Annotated in this window: 10 protein-coding genes and 2 pseudogenes; 10 read left to right on the forward strand and 2 right to left on the reverse strand. The window is 63.1% G+C overall.

The window, feature by feature from the left end; genetic code table 11:
- Positions 1-659: IS66 family transposase (locus CO676_RS22330; protein WP_144340176.1), on the forward strand; the 659-nt coding region annotated here is incomplete at its 5' end.
- Between the two features lie 58 nt (positions 660-717).
- Positions 718-2,121: an ISNCY family transposase gene (locus CO676_RS22335; protein WP_097522700.1), complete on the forward strand. Its 1,404-nt coding sequence runs from the start codon at positions 718-720 to the stop codon at positions 2,119-2,121.
- On the opposite strand, the gene CO676_RS22340 is transcribed toward CO676_RS22335, so the two are convergent.
- The gene (locus tag CO676_RS22340; protein WP_179875593.1) at positions 2,108-2,845 is read right to left on the reverse strand and encodes a hypothetical protein; all 738 of its coding nucleotides are present in this window, start codon (positions 2,843-2,845) and stop codon (positions 2,108-2,110) included. The genes CO676_RS22335 and CO676_RS22340 overlap by 14 nt on opposite strands.
- Before the next feature lie 348 nt (positions 2,846-3,193).
- On the opposite strand from CO676_RS22340, the gene CO676_RS22345 reads away from it, so the two are divergent.
- Positions 3,194-4,468: a hypothetical protein gene (locus tag CO676_RS22345; RefSeq protein WP_046119400.1), complete on the forward strand. Its 1,275-nt coding sequence runs from the start codon at positions 3,194-3,196 to the stop codon at positions 4,466-4,468.
- A gap of 88 nt (positions 4,469-4,556) precedes the next feature.
- Here CO676_RS22345 and CO676_RS36800 read toward each other — a convergent pair.
- Positions 4,557-4,916, reverse strand: a pseudogene (locus CO676_RS36800) (transposase); the annotation flags it as partial.
- Between the two features lie 75 nt (positions 4,917-4,991).
- On the opposite strand from CO676_RS36800, the pseudogene CO676_RS22355 reads away from it, so the two are divergent.
- The 7 genes and pseudogenes from CO676_RS22355 (at position 4,992) to CO676_RS22385 (ending at position 13,007) form a co-directional block, all read left to right on the forward strand.
- Positions 4,992-6,023: pseudogene (locus CO676_RS22355) on the forward strand (IS110 family transposase).
- Positions 6,024-6,348: 325 nt separating this feature from the next.
- A complete protein-coding gene (locus CO676_RS22360; protein WP_097522701.1) occupies positions 6,349-7,380 on the forward strand; it encodes an IS110 family transposase in 1,032 nt (343 codons plus the stop codon).
- 566 nt (positions 7,381-7,946) lie between these two features.
- Positions 7,947-9,149 carry a cytochrome P450 gene (locus CO676_RS22365; RefSeq protein WP_097522702.1) on the forward strand — a complete coding sequence of 401 codons (1,203 nt, stop codon included), beginning with the start codon at positions 7,947-7,949 and terminating at the stop codon, positions 9,147-9,149.
- 92 nt (positions 9,150-9,241) lie between these two features.
- Positions 9,242-10,531 (forward strand): cytochrome P450, encoded by a 1,290-nt coding sequence (locus CO676_RS22370; protein WP_097522703.1) that lies wholly within the window; start codon positions 9,242-9,244, stop codon positions 10,529-10,531.
- Between the two features lies 1 nt (position 10,532).
- On the forward strand, positions 10,533-10,841 hold the full coding sequence (locus tag CO676_RS22375; protein ID WP_046116645.1) for a ferredoxin: 309 nt from the start codon (positions 10,533-10,535) through the stop codon (positions 10,839-10,841).
- Complete coding sequence (locus tag CO676_RS22380) at positions 10,828-11,664, forward strand: SDR family oxidoreductase (protein WP_097522704.1); 837 nt, start codon at positions 10,828-10,830, stop codon at positions 11,662-11,664. The genes CO676_RS22375 and CO676_RS22380 overlap by 14 nt, the downstream gene beginning before the upstream one ends.
- The gene (locus tag CO676_RS22385) at positions 11,664-13,007 is read left to right on the forward strand and encodes a cytochrome P450 (protein ID WP_097522705.1); all 1,344 of its coding nucleotides are present in this window, start codon (positions 11,664-11,666) and stop codon (positions 13,005-13,007) included. The genes CO676_RS22380 and CO676_RS22385 overlap by 1 nt, the downstream gene beginning before the upstream one ends.
- Positions 13,008-13,071 lie beyond the last annotated feature (64 nt).

The raw sequence follows: 13,071 nt of genomic DNA on the forward strand, positions 1-13,071 counted from the left end.
GATTCACCGGCATCCTGCAAGTGGATGGCTACTCGGCCTATACCAATCTCGCCAAGACGCGGGCGAAAACCGGCAGCAACGAAACGGTCCAGCTTGCAGGATGTTGGGCACATCTACGGCGCAAATTTTATGACCTGCACATCAGCGGAGTCTCGCAGGCCGCCACAGACACTGTCCTGGCAATGACCGAGCTCTGGCGCATCGAGGATGAAGTTCGCGGTAAGGATGCCGACAGCCGCGCGGCCCGGCGCCAGGAGAAATCCTCGGCCACCGTCGCCAGCCTCTTCGAGCTCTGGGAAAAGGAACTGGGAAAGGTCTCGGGAAAATCCAAAACCGCCGAGGCGATCCGCTACGCGCTCACCCGGCGCGAGGCGCTGGATCGCTTTCTGACGGATGGTCGCATCGAGATCGACTCCAACATCGTCGAACGGGCGATCAGGCCTCAAACGATTACGAGAAAGAATAGTCTATTCGCCGGCAGCGAGGGCGGTGGACGAACTTGGGCGACGGTGGCCACCTTGTTGCAGACCTGCAAAATGAATGGCGTCGATCCGCTCGACTGGCTCTCGCAGACCTTGACCCGCATCGCTCAAGGCTGGCCCGCATCCGAAATCGAAGCCCTCATGCCCTGGAACTTCAGGTCAGACGCCGTCAGCTAACCGCTTACAAAGTAAGAATGTCACTCTCCCCGCGTTTTGATGACGTGGCAGATTACGGATGGGATTGATTGCGATGAGCGAGCGCGACCTGCAGCGGATTGAGGTTCTGTCGAAGGTGGTCGACGGCCGCATGACGCTGGTGTCGGCGGCACATGTGCTGGGCTTGAGTACCCGCCAGGTGCGCCGGCTCTTGGAGCGGATCCGCACGGATGGTGCGGCATCGATCCGCCACAGAGCGATCGGCCGACCGTCGAACAACCGGATCAGCGACGGCGTGCGCGATTATGCCATGGCGATCGTGCGCGAGCGCTATGCCGATTTTGGTCCGACGCTGGCGGCCGAGAAGCTGGCCGAGCGCGACGGGCTGACGGTGTCGCGCGAGACCTTGCGCCAATGGATGGCGGAGGCCGGCCTGTGGCTGTCGCGCCAGCAGCGCCGCAGCTTTCATCAGCCGCGGCTGCGTCGTGAAGCCTTTGGCGAATTGGTGCAGATCGACGGTTCCGAGCATCGCTGGTTCGAAGATCGCGGTGACCCATGTTCGCTGCTGGTGTTCATCGACGATGCGACCGGCAAACTGATGCAGTTGCGCTTCGTACGATCGGAAAGCGCGTTTACGTATTTCGAGGCGCTGGAGCTCTATCTGAAGGCGCATGGTGCTCCGGTCGCCTTCTATTCCGACAAGCATTCGGTGTTCCGGGTGGCGAAGAAAGACGCCAAGGGCGGCCAGGGCATGACGCAGTTCGGGCGTGCGCTTTCAGAGCTAAACATCGAGATTCTTTGCGCAAACTCGAGCCAGGCGAAGGGCCGGGTCGAGCGGATGAACCGGACGCTACAGGGTCGGTTGATTAAGGATCTGCGTCTGGAGGGCATCTGCGGCATGGACGACGGCAACGCTTTCCTGCCTCGGTTCATGGAGCGCTATAACCGGCAATTCGCCATTACCCCTACCCGTTCCGACAATCTGCATCGGTCGCTGAACCTTGCCCCGGATCGGCTGCGCGAGGTCCTGTGCAAACGTGAGCAGCGTTATGCGCAACTGACGTTCTCCTACGAGCGCCAGCGGATCATGCTGGAAGAGAACGAGGTGACGCGTGGGTTGGTCGGACGCTATGTTGAGACCTACGCCTATGCCGACGGCCGGCTCGACGTGCGCTGGAAAGGCCATTCCCTGCCCTACCGGGTGTTCGACAAGGACCAGCGGGTGACGCATGCGGCGATCACCGAGAACAAACGGCTTTCCGATGTGCTGGCCTACATCAAGGCGCGCCAGGACGAGCGGCCGGCGCCGAAGGTGAAGACCAACAGCGAGAAGATCGGTTACACGCCGCGCGGTCGCAAGCCGGGCAAGCGGACGGATTTCATGAACGATCCGGCCGTGATCGCCCGACGGCAGCAGGCGCTTCCCCAGCAAACTGCGGTGGAGCAAGGGCAACCCTACCCGGCACAGTTCAATGGAGAGTAGATTCAGATTGCATGTCGGAGTCCAGCTTTAGACAGGCAGCCCACAACGGTGTCTTGTAGTAGGTTCCATCCTGCCAAATAGTCAGCCCCTCGCGATCTTCGTGCAGCAATCCCAGCCAGCACAGCGGGCGAATGATATCGTAGCGGAGCGACGACCTTTCCGCCCAGGTTTCGACAGTCATTTCTGCTGGCTCCGGGTACGATTCGCTCGGGTATAGCTCGTTCGCCAGTTCGTCCAACGAACAGCCCGTTTCTGCTTTCATATTGATAAGATTAAGAAAGACGTGCCACCAACGCATCCGATTGCGGACAGCCTCCTGCGTCTGCCGGTAATGGATATAGGCATAAAGATAATCCATCGCGATCAGATCGAAGAAGGCCTGCGGTTTCGCGAGAAAGTCTCGGCCGCGTTTGGTTGGTACCAGTACGTCCTTTCGCCGCCGCAGAAGCCGCAAGTACTTGAGCATGTCACGGACGACCAAAAGCGGCGGCATATCGGCTTCGTTGCGAACCTTGTTGATGCGGTATAAGTCGTCCGACGTGTAGCCGGGCCAATCGAAGTGAACAGCGGCCCAGTGGACGAACTTGCGGTTCATCGCCCCCGACGCGGTCAGACCGATGCCTCCCTGGGTCTCGGCGTAGGAAACAGTCATGGCCATGCCGCGAAGCAGTGGCGACAAAGCGGCTACATCGACGTCACCCATCAGCTTGATTTCCGGAAGCATCGCGAGATCCTGGCCCTGCACATTCAGCTACCTGCAACATCTACCAGGAACGCACTAATTGGAACTGAGAAAGCTAAAGCCAAAGGGTGCCCTTCACCCGCCCCCTCCCTTCCCTTGCAACCCGGCCCAGCCGGTCTGGTCGGGGGCTTGCCTCAGCGCGTGACATTTTAACTTTGCTCAGCGGCGGACATTTCAACATGGCTGCCATATCTTGTGTAGCCGGCCGGATGCGAAAGACCGGTGGAATAGCCGAGGTCGCGGACTGCCTCCCGTCGGCCGTTGTCATCAGCTTTTAACACCCGACCCTAGAGTACCCGGGAAAATCTAAACACGATTGAGGACACAGGCATGGATATCTATCAGCAAATCTGGGATGCCGACCAAAGCGGCAATGGCATAAAACCCATTCTGGCGGGGGCGGACGCATCGCCGGAAACGGGCTACGTTCGTGTGGTCAACACCGGCGGTGGCGGCATTGCCGCCGGCGACCTCAAGGTCCTTTCTGAGGTGAAGATACCGAACCACAAGAAAACGACCTACAATCTCGTTCGCGCACTGTTCGATAATTACGCTCTCGACGAACGGGCAGCGGAGGTCGAGACCCCGGAGGAGCGCGCTGAAGTGCACGAGCTTCTCGAAGCCGTCATCGACACCGCACCGATGCAAGTGGCGCGGGCCTATATCTCGGAGGAAACCGGCACACCCGTCTCGCGCGACCGCTGGTATGCAACGCTCACCCAACAATGGTTTCGTCGCTTTTCGCAGAGCGGCGACCGCGATCTCTCCGGCTTCGAGCACGTCTTCGTCGGCGAGCAGGAAGGCCCGAAGGTCCAAGGCTATCACTTCTGGTACAAGTACCACCTCGATGACGGGCTCGCCTCTGAGATCGATCGCAATCGCTTCCCCGGATTTCAGAACGACCGCATTCTCTACCTGCGTGGCCACTATAAGGATGGACAGGAGCAGTTCCCGGAATCCGTGACGATCTCCTACCGCTGGGATGCACCCGATTATGACGCCGGCAAGACCCGGCCGCTGACGAAGCCTATCGGCGGCTTCTTCGTCGGCTGCAGCGTCGAAGGCCTGATGGCCATGGGTGCGATCCGCGCCCATCGCGGCGCCCGCGCGCCAAAGGAAGCGGTGATCAACGGTGCACGCTACGACATGAAGCTGTTCCTCGATCAAAGCCAGCGTTTCGTTCGCACATTCTACCCTGTCTATCTCGGCCCGGCCGGGAACCAGCCGACGGGCGGCGCTACACCCGGCGGTTCCGAAGGCCAAACGCCGGGTGTCGTCAGTGGATCGGTCAAGATCGTAGCCGCACTGGTCAATCCGATGGGGCGCGACGATGGCGAGGAGACGGTGACCCTCGTCAATACCGGGATCGACACGGTCTCGCTCGACGGTTGGTTCCTCGTCGACAAAATGCGCAATCGCTTCGGCATCAAGGATGTCACGCTCGCGCCTGGCATGGCGAGCACCATTTTGCTGCCACGCCATTCCGTCCAACTGTCCAACAAGGGCGGCGAAATACGTCTCGTCAACCGGGTGGGTTCAACGAGCCATCTCGTTACTTACAGCAAGGCGCAGGCTGATCGTCAGGGCGAGACCATCATTTTCTAGGCCACAGGGGCGGGAGTTAACGCGATCGCAAGGTGCGCAACGCTGCAAACGAGTCTAGCTGCAGCGCAGACGCCGACGGCGTCTGCACTCACGTCCGGCACAGTAAATAGCAGGCGGTTTGCAGGCAGGCGCCGTTCGCCGGATGCAAATACACCAATGTCAGTTCATGCGCCCGCAGAAACTGGAACGCATCGGGTAGCTGCGCGAACTTGTGCCTTCGCTCAGTTCGAAGCCAGGTCTGAAGCTCATCAACGAGCGGACGGCTATCCTTCTGACGTCGTTGCAGCCGCTCGTTGGCTGAAAGACCGTTAATGTCGCGCTCGATGTCGAACAGCGCGTCAATGCCCTTGACCGCCTCCAGTGCAACCGGCGAAATCGCGGCAGCATTCTTTCCGCGTTTGGCGTTGCTGGCGATGTCGGCAAGCACGAAGAACTTGCGCCGTGCATGATGGCATGGACGCCCCCTTCCGCCGGAGCCAGGCGAGGAGGAAGATGGTGGCGCTTCAATCAGAGGGGGTCCATCATGCAGGTTCACGCCAGTGTTGCCGGTCTCGACATTGCAAAATCAGTTTTCCAAGTTCACGCTGCCGACAATTTCGGTCGGCCGGTGATCCGTCGTAAACTCAAACGGGAAGAGGTCGAAAGCTTCTTCCGCGCACTTGCTCCATGCCTGGTGGGGCTTGAGGCGTGTCCAGGTTCGCATTTCTGGGCGCGGCTGCTGCGTGATATGGGGCACGATGTTCGCCTCCTGCCGGCGCAGTACGTCGAACCATATGTCAAAACGAACAAGAATGATGCTGCTGATGCTGAGGCAATCTGCGAGGCAGTCACCCGCCCAACAATGCGCTTTGTTCCCATCAAGGAGGAGATGCAGCAGGAAGTTTTGGTAATTCACCGGGTTCGTGAGATGCTCATTCGCCAGCGCACCCAATTGATCAACGGAATCCGAGGACATCCGGCGGAGTTCGGCATCATCGGCCCCAATCGGTCGCACAAAATCGGTCTCTTGACCACGCTGATAGAAGACCCCAATTACGATGAGCTTCCGGCAGTCGCTCGGCATGCGTTGCAATACCTTGTCAACCAGCTTCGCGAAGTCAGTGCCAACTTTTCAAGATCGATCGCGACTTGATTGCCGTCGCAAGGAACAGCAATGCCTGCCGGCGCTTGATGAGTATTCCCGGCGTTGGTGTCATCACCGCCACCGCATTGGTTTCCTCGATGAGAGAACCTATCGACTTCAAATCGGGCCGCCATTTCGCGGCCTGGTTGGGGATTAGTTCCGCGACAACATTCGACTGGCGGCAAGGAGAGCCTGGGTGGGATCAGCAAGCGCGGGAATGGCTATCTGCGGAGATTGCTCATCCACGGCAGTCGCTCAATCATGCGCTGGAGAGGTCGTTCCTGGACGTGGCTAGCAAAGCTGAGAGACAGAAGACCTGCCAACGTTGCGGCAGTCGCGATCGCGAACAAGACGGCACGTGTCGTTTGGGCTTTGCTCCGCTTTGGCGGAACCTACAACCACCCCCGGCCGCTGGCAATGAACATGGCATGATTCTCGGGTTCGACCATCGCCGGTCGAAGCGGTTGCGAGGATAGAAGGCGAATGATGGCAAAGCCGGGTTAACCGGAATCAGCAGAGCCCGTTGGGCGCATCGAACTTCGAGTTCGCGTCGCGTGGTTGGGCGCTGATTTGCGGATCTACCATCAAGGCCGGTGCCACAGGGTGTGGCACGCTGAGAGGCCGAATAGATGACTGCAGCCGCGGCGACCGCCAGATTTCGCTAATTTACTCCTTGCAAAACCGGGGGCAATGGTATGGACCCCGCCCTCGCGACGCGGTGGAATCTCGAACGTCAACTGCGATGAAGGAGGATATCATGCAGGTCGTTCGGATAGGTTTGGATTTGGCGAAGTATGTCTTCGAGGTTCACGGCGTCGACAAGCACGGGAAAGTCGTTGTGCGAAAGAGGCTGCGTCGCGATGCGGTGTCCCGCTTCTTCGCCAATTTGCCGGCGTGTCTGGTCGGAATGGAGGCTTCGAACGGGGCGCACTACTGGGCTCGCGTGCTCACCGAGCTCGGCCATCAGGTGCGGCTGATCAGCCCTCAGTTCGTGACACCATACGTCAAGTCAAACAAGAACGACCGGAACGATGCGGAAGCGATCTGCGAAGCGGTCGGCCGGCCGTCGATGCGCTTTGTGCCACGGAAATCGACCGATCAGCTGGCGGTGCAAGCCGTCCATCGCATTCGCCGGCGTCTGGTCGCCGACCGGGTCAGGCTCGTCAACCAGATTCGCGGTCTTCTGTCCGAGCATGGGATTGTCATTGCCCGTGACATCGCGCAGCTGCGGCGCGGCCTTGCCTTCATCGTGGGGAGGGTCAATGACGGCCTCAGCGAGATGGTCCAAGCGCTGATGAGGGAACTGCAGGCGGAGTTGGCCGAGCTTGATCGACGCATTGCAACCTATGACCGGCGGATAAGGGAAATCTTCCGCACCAGTGAGCAGTGCCAACGGCTTGGCAAGATCGAAGGCATCGGCCCTGTGACGGCAACGGCCTTGATCGCCGCCGTCGGCGATAGAACCTCCTTCAAGAACGGCCGCCAGTTCGCGGCCTGGCTTGGCCTGGTGCCGAAGCAGCGATCCAGTGGAGGGCGAACCCGTTTGTTCGGCATCAGCAAACGCGGCGATCGCTATCTGCGCACACTGATGATTCACGGCGCTCGCGCCGCTTTAAGCCGGGCTAGCGGCAAGCAGGACCCACGAAGCCTCTGGCTCGGCAAGATGCGGCAACGGCGGCATCCCAACGTCGCGGCCGTTGCGCTTGCCAACAAAAATGCGCGGATCGTGTGGGCCATGCTCTCGGACGACACCGCTTACGAGCCCGCGCTGTCGGTGAAGGCGGCCTGAGCCCAAGCCGCGAATAAGCAAAGGAGGTCTCCACCCCGGCAATTGCAGCAAATGGCAGGAGATGGAAAAACGGTCACCCCGTCGCTTCCCGAACCTGATCTGTGGACCGGCATGGCGGTAGCCAATGTCACCGGGGCTTTGAGGTGGAAGCGGGCGAAAACCCATCGAGGCTCGCGGCGAAGACGTTGTCCAGCCGCATCACGAAGCCGGATATACGTCAGCAGTTGTGACCAATGATCCTGATCCAGCCGACTGTTGCAATCGGGCGGGGTCCATATACGTCCATAGATGCGCACAGCGCCTGCGTCAGCGGAACAGGATCGCGATCCACCTCTGCGCCAAGCCTAAGGCGACCGACATACCTTGCGTTGACTTACTGTCGGCTTGTCGCGTGCGCGACATGGTGATGTTCGGCCCGGGCGTGCCGGGCCCAGTTAAGACACTGAATGATGTGCAGTGCAGTTTATCTGAGGCGCTCTGCGCAATTGGTACGATTCTTGCTGCCCTAGTTGTGCGGCGGCACACGCCGGCATGCCCTTCCATCGCCTAGAGAGTGGAGTGCCACCATGTCCGAACAACCCTTGCCGACGCTGCCGATGTGGCGGGTCGATCACATCGAGCCCTCGCCCACGATGTTGGCGCTACGCGCCAACGGTCCGATCCACCGCGTGCGCTTCCCGTCCGGGGACGAAGGCTGGTGGGTGACAGGCTACGACGAGGCGAAGGCGGTGCTGTCCGACGCGGCGTTCCGGCCCGCGGGAATGCCACCGGCGGCATTCACCCCGGATTGTGTGCTTCTCGGTTCGCCGGGGTGGCTGGTCTCGCACGAGGGGGGCGAGCATGACCGGTTACGCACGATCGTGGCGCCGGCCTTCAGCGACCGCAGGGTGAAGCTGCTCGCGCAGCAAGTCGAGGTGATCGCAGCGCAGTTGTTCGAGACGCTGGCGGCCCAGCCCCAGCCCGCCGACCTGCGGCGCCACCTCTCCTTTCCGCTTCCGGCCATGGTCATCAGCGCGCTGATGGGCGTGCTCTACGAGGATCACGCCTTTTTCGCCGGCCTGTCCGACGAGGTGATGACGCACCAGCATGAAAGCGGCCCGCGCAGCGCGTCGCGCCGGGCCTGGAAAGAACTGCGCGCCTACATTCGCGGCAAGATGCGGGACAAGCGCCAGGATCCGGGCGACAACCTGCTGACGGATCTGCTCGCGGCGGTCGACCAGGACAAGGCGACCGAGGAAGAGGCGATCGGCCTGGCGGCGGGCATTCTGGTGGCGGGGCACGAGAGCACCGTCGCGCAGATCGAATTCGGCCTGCTGGCCATGTTCCGCCATCCGCAACAGCGCGAACGCCTGGTCGGCGATCCATCTCTGGTCAACAAGGCGGTGGAGGAAATCCTGCGCATGTACCCGCCGGGCGCGGGCTGGGACGGCATCATGCGCTATCCGAGGACCGACGTGACCATCGCGGGCGTGCATATTCCCGCGGAGAGCAAGGTGCTGGTCGGCCTGCCGGCGACGTCGTTCGATCCGCGCCATTTCGACGACCCGGAAATCTTCGATATCGGACGCGACGAAAACCCGCACCTGGCGTTCTCCCACGGGCCGCACTACTGCATCGGCGTGGCGCTGGCCAGGCTGGAACTCAAGGTGGTGTTCGGTTCGATTTTCCAGCGCTTTCCCGCGCTGCGCCTGGCCGTGTCGCCCGAAGAACTGAAGTTGCGCAAGGAGATCATCACTGGCGGGTTCGAGGAGTTCCCGGTGCTCTGGTGATGCGCGGACGCCGCCGGGAATCGCGATCTACTCAGCAATTTGCCGGCGCGCCTGGCGCGCCGGTCAGATCAGCCAGCCAACAGGTAACCAAGATGGACGTGCAAGAAACCACGGCAGCATGCCGGGACGCCTTCGCGGAATTGGCGTCGCCAGCGTGCATCCACGACCCGTATCCGTTCATGCGGTGGTTGCGCGAACACGATCCGGTGCATCGCGCGGCGTCGGGCCTCTTTCTGTTGAGCCGCCACGCCGACATCTACTGGGCGCTCAAGGCCACGGGCGATGCCTTCCGGGGACCGGTGCCGGGCGAACTGGCGCGCTATTTCCCGCGTGCAGCAACCAGCTTGTCGCTCAATCTGCTGGCGTCCACGCTAGCGATGAAGGAACCACCGGCGCATACGCGTCTGCGCCGGCTGATCTCGCGCGATTTCACCATAAGCCAGATCGACAACCTGCGGCCGAGCATCGCGCGCATCGTCGCAGCGCGCCTGGACGGCATGGCGCCCGCGCTGGAGCGCGGGGAGGCGGTGGACGTGCATCGGGAATTCGCGCTGGCCTTGCCCATGCTGGTCTTCGCCGAACTGTTCGGCATGCCCCAGGACGACATGTTCGGGCTCGCCGCCGGCATCGGCGCCATTCTGGAAGGCCTGAGCCCGCACGCCAGCGATCCCCAGCTCGCCACGGCGGACGCGGCCAGCGCCAGGGTGCAGGCCTACTTCGGCGACCACATACAGCGCAAGCGCACCGATCCCCGCCACGACATCGTGTCGATGCTGGTCGGCGCACACGACGACGATGCCGACACGCTGTCGGATGCGGAGTTGATCAGCATGCTGTGGGGCATGCTGCTGGGCGGGTTCGCCACCACAGCTGCGACCATCGACCATGCGGTCCTGGCGATGCTGGCGTATCCCGAACAGCGGCACTGGCTGCAAGGAGACGCCATGGGGGTGGAGGCATTCGTCGAAGAAGTCCTGCGGTGCGACGCGCCCGCCATGTTCAGCTCCATTCCGCGTATCGCCCAGCGCGACATCGAACTGGGCGGCGTGGTGATCCCGAAGAACGCGGACGTGCGCGTGCTGATCGCGGCCGGCAATCGCGACCCGGACGCCTTCGCCGATCCCGACCGCTTCGATCCCGCGCGGTTCTACGGCACCAGTCCTGGCATGTCGACCGACGGGAAGATCATGCTGAGTTTCGGCCACGGCATCCATTTCTGCCTCGGTGCGCAACTGGCCCGGGTGCAGTTGGCCGAGAGCCTGCCGCGGATCCAGGCGCGCTTCCCCACGCTGGCATTGGCCGAGCAGCCGACCCGGGAGCCCTCCGCGTTCCTTAGGACGTTCCGCGCGCTGCCGGTGCGGCTGCATGCAAAGGGGGGCTGAGATGCGCGTCGTGGTCGACCAGGATCTGTGCGGAACCACCGGGCAGTGCGTGCTGACGCTGCCGGGCACATTTCGCCAGCGCGAACCGGACGGAGTGGCCGAAGTGTGCGTGGCGACGGTCCCGCGGACGTTGCACGCCGCCGTGCGGCTCGCGGCCAGCCAGTGCCCAGTCGCCGCCATTCGGGTCATCGAAAGCGACGCTGGCGATGACGAGCGCGCCGGCGCCGACCCTGCGCCTTGTCCGGCGGAGGCCGAGCGGCATGCCGCGAAAGACCAACGCAATCCAGGAGGACACGATGGGACGGTTTGAAGGAAAGGTGGCCGTGGTGACCGGCGCCGGCGCCGGCATCGGCAAGGCATGCGCCCTCGCCATCGCGCGCGACGGCGGCAGAGTGGTGGTGGCCGACATTGATGGCTCGGCGGCCATCGCCTGCACCGCGCAGATCGCGGCCGAAGCGGGCCGCGCGCTGGCCCTGGCCATCGATATCGCCGATGCGCAGGCGGTGGCAGCGCTGTTCGAGACGGCGGAGCGGCACTTCGGTGGGATCGACCTGCTGGTGAACAACGCGAGCGCCATGCATCTGACCCCGCGCGACCGCGCGATCCTCGACCTGGACCTGGCGGTCTGGGATCAGACCATGGCGACCAATCTGCGCGGCACGCTACTCTGCTGCCGGCAAGCCATCCCACGGATGATCGCCCGCGGCGGTGGCGCGATCGTCAACATGTCGTCCTGCCAGGGGCTCAGCGGTGACACCGCGCAGACGTCCTACGCCGCGTCGAAGGCGGCGATGAACATGCTGTCGGCCTCGCTCGCCACCCAGTACGGTCATGCGCAGATCCGCTGCAACGCGGTTGCGCCGGGTCTGATCATGACCGAGCGTCTCCTCGCCAAGCTGGACGAGTGCATGCAAAGACATCTGCGCCGGCATCAGCTCCTGCCGCGCGTCGGCCGCCCCGAGGACGTCGCCGCGCTGGTGGCGTTCCTGCTCTCCGACGATGCTGCGTTGATCACCGGCCAGGTCGTGTGCATCGACGGCGGCATGCTGGCGCATGTGCCGACGTACGCCGACGGTGGCAACAGCCGCGCCGTGCGGGCCGCCGGCGACACAGCCGAAGCGGTGCACTGCTGATGGACATGCTGCTCAACCCGCTGAACCGTCGGCACCGGCTGCGGTACGACATCCCGGTCGTGCCCGGCGCTTTCCCCCTGGTCGGACATCTTCCCGCCATCGTCTGCGACCTGCCGCGCCTGCTGCGGCGCGCGGAACGGACGCTGGGCAGCCACTTCTGGCTGGATTTCGGCCCTGCCGGACACCTGATGACCTGCGTGGATCCGGATGCGTTCGCACTGCTCCGGCACAAGGACATGTCCTCGGCGCTGATCGAAGAGATCGCGCCCGAATTGCTTGGCGGAACGTTGGTCGCCCAGGACGGCGGCGCGCACCGGCAGGCGCGCGATGCGATCAAGGCGGCGTTCCTGCCCAAGGGGCTGACCCAGGCGGGCATCGGCGACCTATTCGCGCCCGTCATCCGGGCGCGGGTGCAGGCGTGGCGCGACCGCGGCGACATAACCATCCTGCGCGAAACCGGCGACCTGATGCTCAAGCTCATCTTCAGTCTCATGGGAATCCCTGCGCAGGACCTGCCGAGATGGCATCGCAAGTACCGGCAACTGCTGCAGTTGATCGTCGCGCCCCCGGTCGACCTGCCCGGACTGCCCTTGCGGCGCGGCCGCGCCGCCCGCGACTGGATCGACGCGCAGTTGCGCCAGTTCGTCCGCGACGCGCGCGTGCATGCCGCGCGCACCGGGTTGATCAACGACATGGTGAACGCCTTCGATCGCAGCGACGATGCGCTCTCCGATGACATCCTGGTCGCCAATATCCGCTTGCTGCTGCTTGCCGGTCACGACACCACCGCCTCGACGATGGCCTGGATGGTAATCGAGCTGGCGCGGCAGCCTGTGCTGTGGGACGCCCTGGTCGAGGAGGCGCAACGCGTGGGCGCGGTGCCGACCCGGCACGCGGACCTGGCGCAGTGTCCGGTCGCCGAGGCGCTGTTCCGCGAGACGCTGCGCGTGCATCCGGCGACGACGCTCCTGCCGCGTCGCGCGCTGCAGGAATTGCAACTCGGCCAACGGCGCATTCCCGCGGGCACCCATCTGTGCATCCCGCTGCTGCATTTCTCGACCTCGGCGCTGTTGCACGAGGCGCCTGATCAGTTCCGCCTGGCGCGGTGGCTGCAACGCACGGAGCCGATTCGGCCGGTGGACATGCTGCAGTTCGGTACCGGCCCACACGTCTGCATCGGCTACCACCTGGTATGGCTGGTGCTGGTGCAGTTCTGCATCGCCCTGGCGCTGACCATGCACAAGGCCGGGGTACGGCCGAGGTTGCTGAGCGGCGTCGAAAAAGGCCAGCGCTATTACCCGACCGCACATCCGTCCATGACAATCCGCATCGGATTCTCATGAGCTGGCATCGCATGCCCCGTGTGGCGAGGCAGCGGCGCCGGCGACGCGCGGCATTGCTGCACTC

Origin of the sequence: Sinorhizobium sp. BJ1, assembly GCF_002531555.1 — a bacterium.
GTDB lineage: Bacteria > Pseudomonadota > Alphaproteobacteria > Rhizobiales > Rhizobiaceae > Sinorhizobium > Sinorhizobium fredii_B.

Coding starts and splice junctions, on each gene's coding strand:
- CO676_RS22340 (WP_179875593.1), bottom strand. CDS start 2,845: ATGCTTCCGGAAATCAAGCTGATGGGTGACGTCGATGTAGCCGCTTTG.
- CO676_RS22375 (WP_046116645.1), top strand. CDS start 10,533: ATGCGCGTCGTGGTCGACCAGGATCTGTGCGGAACCACCGGGCAGTGC.
- CO676_RS22345 (WP_046119400.1), top strand. CDS start 3,194: ATGGATATCTATCAGCAAATCTGGGATGCCGACCAAAGCGGCAATGGC.
- CO676_RS22380 (WP_097522704.1), top strand. CDS start 10,828: ATGGGACGGTTTGAAGGAAAGGTGGCCGTGGTGACCGGCGCCGGCGCC.
- CO676_RS22365 (WP_097522702.1), top strand. CDS start 7,947: ATGTCCGAACAACCCTTGCCGACGCTGCCGATGTGGCGGGTCGATCAC.
- CO676_RS22370 (WP_097522703.1), top strand. CDS start 9,242: ATGGACGTGCAAGAAACCACGGCAGCATGCCGGGACGCCTTCGCGGAA.
- CO676_RS22335 (WP_097522700.1), top strand. CDS start 718: ATGGGATTGATTGCGATGAGCGAGCGCGACCTGCAGCGGATTGAGGTT.
- CO676_RS22360 (WP_097522701.1), top strand. CDS start 6,349: ATGCAGGTCGTTCGGATAGGTTTGGATTTGGCGAAGTATGTCTTCGAG.
- CO676_RS22385 (WP_097522705.1), top strand. CDS start 11,664: ATGGACATGCTGCTCAACCCGCTGAACCGTCGGCACCGGCTGCGGTAC.